Source organism: Rhizobium sp. SG_E_25_P2, from assembly GCF_029892285.1.
In the GTDB taxonomy this organism is placed as follows: Bacteria; Pseudomonadota; Alphaproteobacteria; order Rhizobiales; family Rhizobiaceae; genus Rhizobium_E.
Map to the genome: position 1 here is coordinate 213,947 of NZ_JARXVM010000007.1, position 13,645 is coordinate 227,591.

The window sequence follows — 13,645 nt, forward strand, 5'->3', positions numbered from 1 at the left end:
GACCCCCGCATGGTTGTCGAAACGGATCAGGAACTGCAAAAGCTGAAAGAAATCGGCCGCATCTGCGGACTGACGCTCAAGAAGATGTCGGAGGCCATTGAGCCCGGCATGACCACGGCGGAACTCGACGCGATCGGCCGCCGGCTTCTGGAGCAGGAGGGCGCGCAATCGGCGCCCGAGGAATGTTACCAGTTCCCCGGCGCCACCTGCATCAGCGTCAATGAAGAGGTCGCCCACGGCATTCCGGGAGACCGGGTGCTGAAGCCGGGCGATCTCGTCAATATCGACGTCTCCGCCGTCAAGGACGGATTTTTCGCCGACACCGGCGCGTCCTTCGTCATGGCGCCCATCGCCCCGCGCACGGAAAAGCTCTGCCGCGACGGCAAGCGCGCCATGTGGACGGGCATCAACCAGGTCCGCGCCGGCCAGCCCTATGCGAAGATCGGCCAGGCGATCGGCGACTTCGCCCGCAAGAACCGCTACACGCTGATCCAGAACCTCGCCAGCCACGGCGTTGGCCGCTCGCTGCATGAAGAGCCCTCGGAACTGGCGACCTGGCCCGACCCGTCCGAGCGTCGCATGATCGAAAACGGCCAGGTCTTCACCGTCGAACCCTTCCTGTCGCTGGGCGCCAATTGGGCCGAAGGCGGCGATGATCCCTGGACGCTTTACAGCGAGCCGCGCGCGCTGACCGTGCAATTCGAGCATACAATCGTAGCCACCCGCGCTGGCGTGGTGATTCTCACCCTCGTCGACTGATAAGGGCTCCGGATCGGAACAACTCCCCGCCGCCGGCGTTTTGACCAGGGCGAAAAGGGAGCTTGGTTTTCATGACGATAGAACCAATTCGCCGGGCGCGCCTTGCGCTCGCGCTTTCAACGCTGCTACTCTTCAGCGGGGCCAACGCTCAAGCGCTCGCCCCGAGGGAAGAAACCACCGGATCGATCCCGGCGCCTGGCTTGCAACAAGGGACACGTTCATACTCGCAAGCGCAGGCGCGCGCCCGCCTGGAAGCCATGGGCTTTCTGGCCATCAGCGAGCTCCGGCTCGACGCAAAAGGCGTGTGGCGGGGAGTGGCGACATCAGGCGCAAGACGCATCGATGTCGGCCTGGACAAACAAGGAAAGGTAGCCGCGAGACCACGGATCGATCTCAACTGAAGCCTCGTGAACAGGACGAAAGGAACGCCGATGAAGACCGTAGTTGGACTTTTTGACGCCTACGCCCAAGCACAGGACACCGTGACGGCGCTGAAGATGACCGGCATCGCCTCGGACGACATTTCCGTCATCACCAGCCAGAGCGAGGCCGAGCGCCTCGACCAGGCGACATCCGCAGAAGCCGGGGAACTGACCGGTTTCAACTATGTGTTCAACAGCGCCAAGGGCCTTCTGAGCGGCCTGATGGGCGCCGATGTGATCGAAGACCACGCCCATGTCTATGCCGAAAGCGTCAAGCGCGGCGGTGTGCTGGTCGCCGTCCGCATCCATGACGATCGCGAAGGCGAAGTGAAGCGCATCCTGGCGCGCCATGACGCGATCGACGCCGAGGATCGCCGCCGGCTCTATCTCGATGAAGGTTGGCGCGGCGTGGAAGCGGCGTTCCCGCTCGACGGGGCGCCTTCGATCCGGCCGGATCGCAGCACCTATCGCGCCCAGGTGGCGCGTCCCTGATCAAGGGCTTGATGAGATGAGGATGGCGGCTTCGGCCGCCATCTGCGTTTTGAGGCGTTGAAAGTGTTATGCATGCTTCACAAATTGTCATTTGTCAGGCTGCGAAACGGGTCCCATATCCGCTGCACTGCAACAGGCCCGCGCATCATGTCCTCATCTCCATCCGCCCCACGCGATTACTATGCCAGCGCCGCCGCCCTGTCCGGCGCCGTCGCCATGGCTGCGGCCATGGGCTTCGGCCGCTTTTCCTTCACGCCCATCCTACCGGGCATGATCTCGGAACTCGGCCTCAGCGCCAGCGCTTCGGGCCTGATCGCGGCGGGCAATTTCACAGGCTATCTCGCCGGCGCGCTTCTCGCCTCGCTCAACTGGGCGACTGGTCGGGAGCGGCGGACGGCGCTTGCGGCGCTCGCAGCCAATGCCGCGCTGCTTGGGCTGATGGCCGCAACCGATGACATCCTGATCTTCACGCTGATCCGCTTTCTCTCCGGCGTCGCCAGCGCCTTTGCGATGATCTTCACAAGCTCTGTCGTGCTGGGGCATGCCGCCCGCATCGGCGGCGAACGCATCCAATCCGCCCATTTCGGCGGCGTCGGTCTCGGCATCGCCGCCTCATCGGCGCTGGTGTTTGCGCTCGGCCAGATCGCGCCCGGAGCCTGGCGGCTGGATTGGCTGGCAGGCGGGTTCGTGAGCCTCGCGGCTTTCGTCCTGGTCTTCACGCGTCTGCCGCCGATGTCGTTTGGACCCGCAGTGCAGGCGCGGGAACCTCGCCTCGCCTGGACGCCGGCGTTCTCACGCCTGATCCTGTCCTACGGCCTGTTCGGCTTCGGCTATGTCGTCACAGCCACCTTCATCGTCGCCATGGTCCGGCAGGCCCGGATGGGCGCAGGCATCGAATTCCTGAGCTGGTTTCTGGCCGGCTGCGCGGCGGCGCTGTCGCTGATCGTCTGGCGACCGCTGATGCAGCGCCAAGGCCTTGGCGGCGCCTATCTCGCGGCGCTCACGCTCGAAGCCCTGGGCGTGGCGGCCTCCGTGCTGCTACACGGACCGATCGCGCCCCTGCTGGGCGGATTGCTCCTGGGGGCGACCTTCATGGTCATCACCGCCTATGGGCTGAGGCTCGCCCGCGATCTCGCCCCCGAAAGCCCCCGCCGCGCCTTCTCGCTGATGACCGCCGCCTTCGGCCTCGGCCAGATCGCCGGCCCGCTGACGGCTGGAAGCGTCGCCGAATGGACCGGCGGCTTCACCCTCCCAAGCCTGATGGCGGCAGGCGCGCTGACGCTTGCGGCGCTGATCGCCTTTCCGCTTCGGCGCGCGCCGATCATGACCGGAACCTGACCGGGAAATTACATTCTCGTTAGGCGGCTTTGACGCCATTGCGAGCGGAATCGAACTGAACTAGGGTCGCGCGAAAATGACGTCCGGCAAAGCCGGCAAGCGGAGATCCCAACCTTGTTTGAATCCTTTTTTCCGAAACCAAAGCTGGCCCTCGTGGCGGCCTTGGTCTGGTTCGCGGTCGGCCTCGCAATGTGGTTCACAATAGCTCCGGATCTCCAGGCATGGTTGGGAATGCAGGCGCGACCGGGCACGCCGCCGGATGATCTCAGCTACTTCGTCACCCCCGACAACATCTTCTTTTACGCCTACTTCCTAACGTTCCTGATCAGCTTCGGCGTCTTCTGGACCATCATCGGCGGCGATCACCCGTGGAAAAGATGGTCGATCTGGGGCAGCATCTACATCACCTTCTTCACCTATTTCTCGGTGGATACGAGCGTCGCGATCACCTATTGGCGTGGTCCGTTCTATAACATGATCGTGGAGGCGTTGAACAAGCCGGGCACGGTCACTCAGGCTGAAATCTACTACGGAGCCTTCAAATTTTTCCAGATCGCCAGCGTCAGCATTACGGCAGCGGTCTTCACGCTGTTCTTCACGAGCCACTATCTGTTTCGCTGGCGCAATGCCATGACCGACTATTACTATGACCGCTGGAACAAGGTGCGCCATCTCGAAGGCGCGTCACAGCGTATTCAGGAAGACACGATGCGCTTCTCGCGCACCGTTGAAGGCTTGGGCACCAGCCTCATCGGTTCGTTTATGACGTTGATCGTCTACCTGCCGCTCCTGGCGACGCTTTCGGAGAATGTCAAGGAATTGCCGATTATTGGCGCAATCCCGCATCCCCTCATGTTCGCGGCGATCTTCTGGTCGATTTTCGGCACGCTCCTGATGATCGTTGCAGGGATCAAGCTGCCAGGCCTCGAGTTTCAAAATCAGCGTGTCGAAGCCGCCTATCGCAAGGAGCTTGTCTACGGGGAAGATGCGCCGGATCGAGCCGAGCCTGTGACAGTGCGCGAGCTGTTTGCAAACATCCGGAAAAACAACTTCCGAATGTTCTGGCATTACAGCTACTTCAATTTCTTCCGATATCTCTACCTTCAGACTGACAATATCTTTCCGATCCTGATCCTCGTGCCGTCATTCGCGGCTGGCGTCATCACCTTCGGTGCTTTCCAGCAGATCCGGGACGCTTTCGGCAACGTCACCAGCTCTTTCCAATATCTGGTCAACAGCTGGCCGACGATGATCGAGCTGATCTCGATCTACAAACGTCTTCAGGCGTTTGAAGCCGCCATGAACGACGAGCCTCTGCCCTCGCTCGATCAGAAATTCATCGAATCCGGCGGAGAGGAGAAGGTCTAAAGCCCGCTCGCCCCGACCGTCCCCCGCATGTCCATCGCCTGCGTGTAGCTCACGCAGGCGACGTCTTTTTTGGCGCAGGTCTCGCCGAGAAAGGTTTCAAGCGCATCCCAATAGGCGCCGCCGTTCATCTCGACGAAATGGAAGCCGAGCTGCAGCGGAATGCGCTTGCCTTGATATTGCGTCTCGAAGGCGTTGCGAAACGCGGCAAGCGTCCGCGCCTTGAATTGCGGGGCGCGGCCGGGCGAATTCAACCCGCCGGAATGGCGCACATAGAGATTGTAGTCCATGCCGATGATCAGCCGCCCCTCCGGCCCCTCGGGAATGCGCGGCAGCGCGAAGCGCATCAGGCCGCCTTCGCGTTCGGGCTCCGCCGGCCCCTTGGACACGAGGCTGGCGTCGAAGCGGAAGCCGTGATCGGAAAGCGCGGGCGTGAGACCCGGGCTAGTCGAGAGATAGGGCGCGCGAAAGCCGGTGATATCCGTGCGGACGAAATCGACCCAGCCCTCCGGCTCCTTATCCTTGACGCCGTTGCGGGCCCAGGCGTTGAGAAGCGCATCGTCGAAGGCGCTGAACTCCGCCGACCAGTCCGCCCTCGTCCAATCCTTGCCGTCGAAATGCCCGCAAGCGTGTGAGCCGATATCGTGGCCGTCGAGATGCGCCTGCCAGATATGTCCGAGCCGCGCCTGGATCTCCGGCACAGTCAGCGCCCAGCCGGTCGCCGATTTGCCGGCGGCGTGGTGCGGGGCGCGATAGGTTTTCCGATCGGCCGGATTGATGAGATAGGTGCAGGACAGGAAGTAAGTGAACTTGGCTCCGGTACGCTTCGACAGCGCCAGCGACCGTTCCCATAGTCGGTTGTCATGCGCGCCATCGAAGGAGATCAGCACCAACTGCTTGGGCCGATGCGGCGGGTCGGCAAGCGCCGGGGCGGTAGTGAGAGCAAGGCTGAAGGCGAGGCAGGAAGTCAGTCGCATGATCGGTCCGGGCAGTTCACAGGGGAATGCCGATTGCGCCGGAAATGGGGTGATTTGATGATAGGAGAGGTTGAGGCCCGGGGTTACCCCCCCTCTGCCTGCCGGGCATCTCCCCCTCAAGGGGGAAGATTGATGCGCGGCGATGCCTCGCCCTCTACTGACCTCGGACTATGCGGCAAACACGTCGGTTGATGTGGCGGAAGACGATCCGCACAGCCGATCTCCCCCCTTGAGGGGGAGATGGCCGGCAGGCCAGAGGGGGGTGGCCCCACCCTCATCGCCCACCGAAAACTACCTCACCCGATCGTCGCGCAGAAGGCGTCGAACCCGTCGAGTTTGACCACACCGCCGTCGAAGCCGGGCTTGAAGCCGGGCAGCGCCAGTTGCTCCTTCACCGACATCGTGTCTGGCAGAATGAAGCTCTGGCCCTCGCGCGTCAGGTTGAAGACGAACAGCAGCGCCTGGTCGCCCTGGCGGCGGGTAAAGGCGAGGAGATCCTGATTAACCTGCAGGAAGTGGAAATCGCCCTCGGTCATGGCCGGATGACCAGCGCGGAAGGCGAGCGTGTCGCGGTAGTGGCTTAGCACCGAACCCGTCACGCCCTGCTGGGCGTCGACAGCGCGAATGCGGTGTTCGTCCGGCACGGGCAGCCAGGGTTTCACGGTCGAGAAGCCGCCATAGGGCTGGCCCGCTTCCCACACCATCGGCGTGCGGCATCCGTCGCGGCCCTTGAAGGCCGGCCAGAAGCGCATGCCATAGGGGTCCTGCAGATCCTCATAAGCAATATCGGCTTCAGTCAGACCAAGTTCTTCGCCCTGATAGAGGCAGACCGAGCCGCGCAGCGACAGAAGCGTGGTCAACGCGATCTTGGCGACGCGGTCCTGGCTGTCGCCGGGCTCCATGAAGCGGGTGACATGGCGCTGGACGTCGTGGTTGGAGAAGGCCCAGCAGATCCAGCCATTGGCGGCCTGGGTCTCGACCGCGCTCACGCATTTGCGGATATGGGCGGCGGAAAAGTCCGGCGACAGGAGGTCGAATGTGTAGCACATATGCAGCTTGTCGTCGCCGGCGGTATAGGCCGCCACCGTCTCCAGCGAGCGATAGCCGTCGCCGACTTCGCCCACCGTGGCGCGATCCTCATACTGGTCGAGCAGCGCCCGGAGACGCTTGAGGAAGGCGATGTTCTCAGGCTGGGTCTTGTCGTAGAGATGGTTCTGATAGGTGTAGGGATTGGTGTCGGGCGCATCCTGCGCCGCCCCTTCCACCTGGATCTGCATCGGCGGATTGTCCCGCAACTGCTTGTTGTGGAAATAATAGTTGACCGTGTCGAGGCGGAAGCCGTCGACGCCGCGCTCCAGCCAGAATTTCACCGTGTCGAGCAGCGCGTCCTGGACCTCCGGATTGTGGAAATTGAGGTCTGGCTGCGAGGTGAGGAAGTTGTGCATGTAATATTGCCGGCGCACGCCGTCCCATTCCCAGGCCGGACCGCCGAAGATCGACAGCCAGTTGTTGGGCGCTGTGCCGTCGGGCTTGGGATCGGCCCAGATATACCAGTCGGCCTTGGGATTGTCGCGGCTCGTGCGGCTTTCCTTGAACCAGGGATGCTGGTCCGACGAATGCGAGATCACCTGGTCGACCATCACCTTGAGGCCGAGGCGATGGGCTTCGGCCACCATCTCGTCGAAATCGGAAAGCGTGCCGAACAGCGGATCGACATCGCAGTAATCGGAGACGTCATAGCCCATATCGGCCATCGGCGACTTGAAGAACGGCGACAGCCAGATGGCGTCGACGCCGAGCGAAGCGACATGCGGCAGCCGCCGCGTAATGCCCTTCAGCGTGCCGCTGCCGGATCCGTCCGGCGCCTGATAGGAGCGCGGATAGATCTGGTAGATGACCGCGCCGCGCCACCAGTCTGCGCCGCTCTTCGTGATTGGACCGGATGTCGCCATGCAAAGTCTCCGTCTGTAAATCCAGATTTGACACGTCTTTACGCTTTACCGGCTGCCGCCGCTTCCGTAAACCGCGATCAGGATGAGTGGAGGATTTTGTCAAAATGCCGCGATTGCTGTGTATCGGCGAATGCATGATCGAACTTGCGAGCCTCGGCGGCGACATGTTCCGCAAGGGTTTTGCCGGCGATACGTTCAACACCGCCTGGTATGCCCGCGCGTTTCTGCCCGAGGACTGGTCGGTCGCCTATTTCACCGCGCTCGGCGACGATGAAGCCTCCAACGACATGGTAAGCTTCATGGGGCAAGCAGGCGTCGAGACCGGCTTCATCCGCCGCATTCCCGGCCTCAGCCCGGGCCTCTACATGATCCATCTAAAGGATGGCGAGCGGTCCTTCTCCTATTGGCGATCAAACTCCGCCGCCAAGCGGCTGGCCGATGACGACGCGGCGCTCGACGCCGCCATTTCCGCATCCGACATCGTCTATTTCTCCGGCATCACGCTGGCGATCCTGTCGCCTGACGCGCGCGCGCGGCTGATCACCCGCATGGCGAACGCCCGCGCCGCCGGAAAACTGGTGGCTTTCGACCCCAATCTCCGCCCTCGCCTCTGGGCCTCGATTGAGGAGATGCGTGGGAGCATTACGGATGGCGCCCGCGCCGCTTCCCTGGTGCTACCGGGCTTCGATGACGAAGCCGTCCATTTCGGCGACAGCGATGTCGCAGCCACCGTGGCGCGCTATCGGTCGCTTGGCGTCGACACCGTGCTGGTCAAGGACGGCGCGAAAGGCGCGACCATCGCAGCAGCGAATTTTCAAATTCATGTTCCCGCCGCCTCGGTCGAGACGGTGGTGGACACCACCTCCGCTGGCGACAGCTTCAACGGCGGCTATCTCGCCCGGCTCGCCGTCGGCGACACTCCGGAAGAAGCGGCCCGCTTCGCCGCGCGCGTTGCGGCCGAGGTTATTCGCCATCGCGGCGCGCTGATCCCGAGGCAAACTCTGGGTCTCTGACACGCCCGTCACACGCCTGTAACACGCCCGTCGCACAAGGCCCGGAGAACTCGGGCGACGCCGGATTCTCCCGGCCTGTGAGGCGAAATGGCCAAGATAACGATTGTGACGGATGCCTGGCATCCGCAGGTGAATGGGGTTGTCCGCTCGCTGGACAACACGATCGACGAAATGCGTCGGCTGGGCCATGAGATCATGCTGGTCACGCCCGACCGCTTCCGCAACATTCCCCTGCCCTCTTATCCCGAGATCCGCATCGCGCTGACCCGCTACCGAACGGTCGAGAAGGAAATCGACAAGTTCCAGCCCTCCTATGTGCATATCGCCACCGAGGGACCGCTGGGCTTTTACGCCCGCAAATGGTGCCTGAAGAACAAGATGCCCTTCTCCACCAGCTATCACACCCGCTTTCCGGAATATGTCACGGCGCGCATCCCCATCCCAGCCAGCATTCTCTACGGCATGGTGCGCAATTTCCACAATGCCGGCAATGTCTGCATGGTGGCGACAGCAAGTCTCGAAGCGGAACTGACGGCGCGCGGCTTCAAAAATCTCAAGCGCTGGTCGCGCGGCATCGACCACGACCTCTACCAGCCGCGGCCGCTGGTCGACCGGCCTTTCGGCCTGCCCCGGCCGATCTTCATGCAGGTAGGGCGCATCGCGGTGGAAAAAAACATCGAAGCCTTTCTGGCGCTCGATCTGCCGGGCTCGAAAGTCGTGGTCGGCGACGGCCCGGGACGTGAAAAGCTGCAGAAAGCCTATCCTGACACGCTGTTCACCGGCGCAAAATTCGGCCAGGAACTGGCCGAGCACTACGCCCAGGCCGACGTTTTCGTGTTTCCCTCAAAGACGGACACATTCGGCAATGTCATCCTGGAAGCTTTGGCTGCAGGCGCGCCGGTGGCAGCCTATCCGGTAACCGGACCTGCCGATATTCTCGGCGCGCATCCGCAAGCCGGCGCGCTCGATTCAGACCTGCGCCTGGCCTGCCTCAAAGCGCTCGATTGTTCCCGCGAGGCGGCCCGCGCCTTGGCGTTGACTTATACCTGGGAAGCGGCCACCCGCCAGTTCCTGGAAAATGTCATGCGCGCCAATGGCGTCACGCCCGACGAAATCGAAAAGGCCTATGCGCCGGCCCTTCAGATACAGAGCGCTTGATCGAAATCGGCGATCAGGTCATCCGGCGATTCAAGCCCGATCGACAGACGGAAAACCCCGTCGCCGGCGAAACGCCTGTAGTCGTCAAGAGCAGCGTCCTTGAGACGGAAGGTCGACGCCATCATATCCTCGGTGTCGAGCAGCACCACGATCGATCGCTGATGACCGAGCGAAAAGGCGTAATGGACCACTTTCAGCCGCTTGGCGAGCGCCATGGCCATAGCCTTGCGGTCGCCCTTGACGCGAAAGCCGATCATGCCGCCAGCGATGTCCATCTGGCGATCGGCGAGCGCTTTTTGCGGATGGCTGTCGAGGCCGGGATAGATCACTCGCTCGATGGCTGGGTGACATTCGAGGAAGGCCGCAACCTTTGCGGCTGTTTCCGAAATCATCCGCATGCGGGCGTAAAGCGTGTCGATGCCGCGCAGGATAAGCCAGGCGTTCTGCGCCGACAGCGTCGCGCCGAGATAGACGCCGGCGCGGGCGCGGATACGGGCGATATCAACCTTCGAGCCCGCCACGGCGCCGCCGAGCGCGTCGCCGTGACCATTCATGAACTTGGTCAGCGAATGGATGACAAGATCGACGCCGAGATCAACAGGCCGTGTGGCGACAGGCGTCGCGAAGGTGGAATCGACGGAAACCTTGATCCCATGCGGCTTGGCAAGGGCGACGACCCCTTTGAGATCGGTCAGCCGCAGAATGGGATTGCAGGGGCTTTCGCAATGGATCAGGCGGGTATTGGGACGGATCGCCGCCTCGATCTCGTCCAGCCGAGACATGTTCACCGGCGTCACGTCAATGCCATAGTCCGGCAGGATGCGCTGGGCGAGTTCGGTGGCGCCCGCATAGCAAACATCTGAAACCACCAGATGATCGCCCGCCTTCAGAAAGGTGAAGAAGACGCCGGCGATCGCCGCCATGCCGGTGGCGGAGCAAAGCGCGGCCTCGGCGTTTTCGAGCGCCGCCACCCGCATTTCCAGCTGCCGCACGGTGGGATTGGTCCAGCGGGCGTAGAGATAGGGCAGATCGGCGAGATCCTCGACGCCATCGGCCGAAAACGCCCCTTCGCCCGGCAAAAGCGCGTTGTTGACCGAGGCCGACAGATTGGGCGCGATCGCGCCGGTGGCCGGATCAATCGTAAGCCCTGCGTCGACGGCCCGCGTTTCGGGCCGCCAGTTGCGGATGTCGTCTGGGGACGGCGTTGTGAATTTTCCGGTTTCGCTCACGCCGTATCCTCCATTCCTTGCGACGACGGACGCGCTGGCGCGTTCTGTCGGCGTCAGTATTTCTTGTTCTTCTTGCCCTCGAAGGGGTTCACCGAACTCCGGTAGAAGATCCGGATCGGCACGCCGGCCAGACCGAAATCCTGCCGCAACCCGTTGATCAGATAACGCGTATAGCTTTCCGGCAGCGCTTCAGGACGCGAGCAGGAGATCATGAAGCCCGGCGGACGCGATTTCACCTGCGTCATATATTTCAGGCGAATGCGGCGGCCCGACACGGCTGGTGGCGGATGGCCCTGGGTCTGGTAATCGAGCCAGCGATTGAGCTTGGCGGTCGAGATGCGCTTGTTCCAGATCTTGTCGGTGTCGACGATCGCCTGCATCAACCGGTCCAGCCCGTCGCCTGTTTGCCCCGACACGGTGATGGCGCGGATGCCGCGCGCCTGCGGCAGAAGCCGCTCGGTCTTTTCGCGGAGATCGGCGAGCACTGCCTGGCGGTCCTCGATCAGATCCCATTTGTTGAAGGCGAGCACGGCGGCGCGGCCTTCCTTGATCACGAAATCGACAATATGCAGATCCTGCTTTTCGAACGGGATCGTGGCGTCGAAGACGATGACCACGGTTTCGGCGAAGCGTACGGCGCGCAGCGTGTCGGCGACCGACAGCTTTTCGAGTTTTTCGGTGATGCGCGAGCGGCGGCGCATGCCCGCGGTGTCGAACATCTTGATTTTGCGGCCGCGCCAATCCCATTCAACCGAAATGGAATCGCGGGTGATGCCGGCTTCCGGGCCGGTGAGCAGCCGATCTTCGCCGAGGAAGCGGTTGATCAGCGTGGACTTGCCGGCATTCGGACGACCAACGACAGCGATGCGCAGCGGCTTGGTGTCGTCATATTCGGGCTCGTAATCCTCGTCCTCGATGTCGTCGACATCTTCTCTCGGAACGACGACATCGGTTTCGGCGACATCTTCCTCTTCGAACGCGCGCTCTTCGCCGATGGCCGCGACGATTGCATCGCGCAGATCGAGCATGCCCTCGCCATGTTCGGCGGATATCGGGCAAGGTTCGCCCAGACCGAGGCCATAGGCGTCATAGAAGCCTGCGTCAGAGCCGCGCGCTTCAGCCTTGTTGGCGACCAGCACGACCGGCTTGCCGCGACGGCGCAGCATTTCGGCCAGCGTGTTGTCGACAGGCGTAAGCCCCATCTTGGCGTCGACCACGAACAGCGTGATGTCGGCCTCGTCGATGGCGAGCTCGGTCTGCTGGCGCATACGGCCTTGAAGCGACTCCTCGTCGGCTTCTTCGAGACCGGCGGTGTCGATGATGCGGAAGCGCAGATCCATCAATTTGGCGTCGCCCGGCCTACGGTCGCGCGTCACGCCCGGCGTGTCGTCGACCAGCGCCAGCTTCTTGCCCACCAAGCGATTGAACAGGGTGGATTTGCCGACGTTCGGACGCCCGACGATAGCCACTGTGAAACTCATGAACCGCTCCGGACAAGTAGGATAGTTGGGATCAGGACAGCTTGCCGCTGGCCGTGATCAAAGCAAGAAGTGTGCGCGCGCGGCTCGACGTTCCCGCCGGCGCTTCCGTGTCGTCGACGATCAGCTGCAGCCAATCGCGCGCCTTGGCGTAATCGCCGGATTTGAAGGCGGCAAGGCCCAAGGCCTCGCGCGCGCCATGGCGCATAGAGGAGGCCGGCGTCGCCAGTTCTTCCACTTCCGCCGCCACCTTGGCGTAATCGCCGCTGTCGATCAACAACCACGCAGCGCGCAGACGCGCCACATGCCGCATCGGCTCGGGAATAGAGGCGTCCTTGCCGATCGCCGAGAAGTCCGCGACCGCGCCAGCGGCGTCACCCTTTTCGGCCTTCAACGTAGCGAGACGCATGCGCGCCAACACCGGATAGGCGCCGAAACCATCCTTGGTGAGCGCCGCGAGTTCCTTTTCGGCGTCTGCCGTCCGGTTCTCGCCGGCGTCTTTGAGCGCCGTCAGGAAACGGTCGCCGGAAGCGGAGGATTGTTTGGCTTCCCACCACTGCCACGCGGTGGTTCCAGCAACACCGAGAACGATCAGAGCCGCGCCGCCGATGATGAGAGGCGCGAAACGCTTCCAGACGCTGCGCATCTGTTCCGAGCGCAGTTCCTCGTTCACTTCGCGAATGAAACTCTCATTTTCGTTCATCATGGTCATCGTGGATTCCGTCTTGGCGCGGGTTTCGCATCAAAGGCCGCTTCTATCCGATTTTGACCGTAATGTAAGGGGGCGGAGCCGAGAATCTCGGAGCTTACCCCATAGCCATAACGGGTACGCCGATCAGCAGCATATGCAGCTTCATCACGATAGCGCCGTAAACGGCCAAGCCGATGACCACTGCCCCGACATCATACGTCCAGGATTTGTAGGGACGTGGAAGCGCTTCGCCCCGCGCCATGCGCTTTTTGTAGGAGATCCGGACGACCACGGCCCAAGCGAGGAACACGGCAAACAGGATCACCTGCACCGTCTCGCCATTGGCGAGAAGATGCGCGAAGGCCCAGATCTTGACCGAAGTGACCATCGGATGCTTGGTTTTGGCTGCGATATAGCCGGCCGGCAGGAAGCTCGAGGCGAGGACGATCATCGCGATCAGCATCAATGTCAGGGTAATGTGGCTCAGGAAAGCCGGCGGCGTATAGAGTATGCCGGTCTCCAGCCGCGCCTGGCCGAAGCCGTAGATCAACAGACAGAGCGTTGCGACCGATAAAACCGAGTGGAGAATGCGATAGACGGGCCGCCCGAGCGCCGCCACCGCCGCTTCGCGGGCGCCGGGCGCAACGGCCTGCGCGAGGTGCAAACCGACAAACAGCACGAGACCAAGCAAGAAAAGAACCATCACCAACCCCTGAAGAAACAGGCCGACCTCGTCGGCGCTCCGGGCGACTTCTAGATCATTTTACAGCC

The 13,645-nt window shown here is 62.5% G+C and carries 13 protein-coding genes; 7 read left to right on the forward strand and 6 right to left on the reverse strand.

All coding sequences use genetic code 11. From position 1 onward, the window contains the following. Nucleotides 1-9: 9 nt before the first annotated feature. The 5 genes from map to sbmA all read left to right on the forward strand — a co-directional run bounded on the left by map (nt 10) and on the right by sbmA (nt 4,379). The gene (gene map, locus M2360_RS12410; protein ID WP_280775444.1) at nt 10-759 is read left to right on the forward strand and encodes a type I methionyl aminopeptidase; all 750 of its coding nucleotides are present in this window, start codon (nt 10-12) and stop codon (nt 757-759) included. Nucleotides 760-821: 62 nt separating this feature from the next. Continuing rightward, entirely contained in the window at nt 822-1,160 is a 339-nt protein-coding gene (locus tag M2360_RS12415; RefSeq protein WP_280775445.1) for a hypothetical protein, read from the forward strand. A 30-nt stretch (nt 1,161-1,190) separates the two neighbouring features. Beyond that, nucleotides 1,191-1,673 carry a general stress protein gene (locus tag M2360_RS12420; RefSeq protein WP_280775446.1) on the forward strand — a complete coding sequence of 161 codons (483 nt, stop codon included), beginning with the start codon at nt 1,191-1,193 and terminating at the stop codon, nt 1,671-1,673. A gap of 147 nt (nt 1,674-1,820) precedes the next feature. Next, on the forward strand, nt 1,821-3,011 hold the full coding sequence (locus M2360_RS12425) for a YbfB/YjiJ family MFS transporter (RefSeq protein WP_280775447.1): 1,191 nt from the start codon (nt 1,821-1,823) through the stop codon (nt 3,009-3,011). A gap of 114 nt (nt 3,012-3,125) precedes the next feature. Further along, nucleotides 3,126-4,379 (forward strand): peptide antibiotic transporter SbmA, encoded by a 1,254-nt coding sequence (sbmA, locus tag M2360_RS12430; protein ID WP_280775448.1) that lies wholly within the window; start codon nt 3,126-3,128, stop codon nt 4,377-4,379. Here sbmA and M2360_RS12435 read toward each other — a convergent pair. Both M2360_RS12435 and M2360_RS12440 read right to left on the reverse strand, forming a co-directional pair. Next, nucleotides 4,376-5,353: a polysaccharide deacetylase gene (locus M2360_RS12435; protein WP_280775449.1), complete on the reverse strand. Its 978-nt coding sequence runs from the start codon at nt 5,351-5,353 to the stop codon at nt 4,376-4,378. The two genes, sbmA and M2360_RS12435, sit on opposite strands and share 4 nt — an antisense overlap. A 296-nt stretch (nt 5,354-5,649) precedes the next feature. Continuing rightward, nucleotides 5,650-7,305: an alpha glucosidase gene (locus M2360_RS12440; RefSeq protein ID WP_280775450.1), complete on the reverse strand. Its 1,656-nt coding sequence runs from the start codon at nt 7,303-7,305 to the stop codon at nt 5,650-5,652. A 104-nt stretch (nt 7,306-7,409) separates the two neighbouring features. Here M2360_RS12440 and M2360_RS12445 point away from each other — a divergent pair, with 104 nt between their 5' ends. Both M2360_RS12445 and M2360_RS12450 read left to right on the forward strand, forming a co-directional pair. Further along, a complete protein-coding gene (locus M2360_RS12445) occupies nt 7,410-8,318 on the forward strand; it encodes a sugar kinase (protein ID WP_280775451.1) in 909 nt (302 codons plus the stop codon). 87 nt (nt 8,319-8,405) lie between these two features. Further along, nucleotides 8,406-9,476 carry a glycosyltransferase family 1 protein gene (locus M2360_RS12450; protein ID WP_280775452.1) on the forward strand — a complete coding sequence of 357 codons (1,071 nt, stop codon included), beginning with the start codon at nt 8,406-8,408 and terminating at the stop codon, nt 9,474-9,476. Here M2360_RS12450 and M2360_RS12455 read toward each other — a convergent pair. The 4 genes from M2360_RS12455 to M2360_RS12470 form a co-directional block, all read right to left on the reverse strand. Beyond that, nucleotides 9,458-10,705 (reverse strand): aminotransferase class V-fold PLP-dependent enzyme, encoded by a 1,248-nt coding sequence (locus M2360_RS12455; RefSeq protein WP_280775453.1) that lies wholly within the window; start codon nt 10,703-10,705, stop codon nt 9,458-9,460. The two genes, M2360_RS12450 and M2360_RS12455, sit on opposite strands and share 19 nt — an antisense overlap. 53 nt (nt 10,706-10,758) lie before the next feature. Next, a complete protein-coding gene (gene der, locus M2360_RS12460) occupies nt 10,759-12,186 on the reverse strand; it encodes a ribosome biogenesis GTPase Der (RefSeq protein ID WP_280775454.1) in 1,428 nt (475 codons plus the stop codon). Between the two features lie 31 nt (nt 12,187-12,217). Next, a complete protein-coding gene (locus M2360_RS12465; RefSeq protein ID WP_280775474.1) occupies nt 12,218-12,889 on the reverse strand; it encodes a tetratricopeptide repeat protein in 672 nt (223 codons plus the stop codon). Nucleotides 12,890-12,989: 100 nt separating this feature from the next. Continuing rightward, the gene (locus M2360_RS12470; RefSeq protein WP_280775455.1) at nt 12,990-13,577 is read right to left on the reverse strand and encodes an NnrU family protein; all 588 of its coding nucleotides are present in this window, start codon (nt 13,575-13,577) and stop codon (nt 12,990-12,992) included. Nucleotides 13,578-13,645 lie beyond the last annotated feature (68 nt).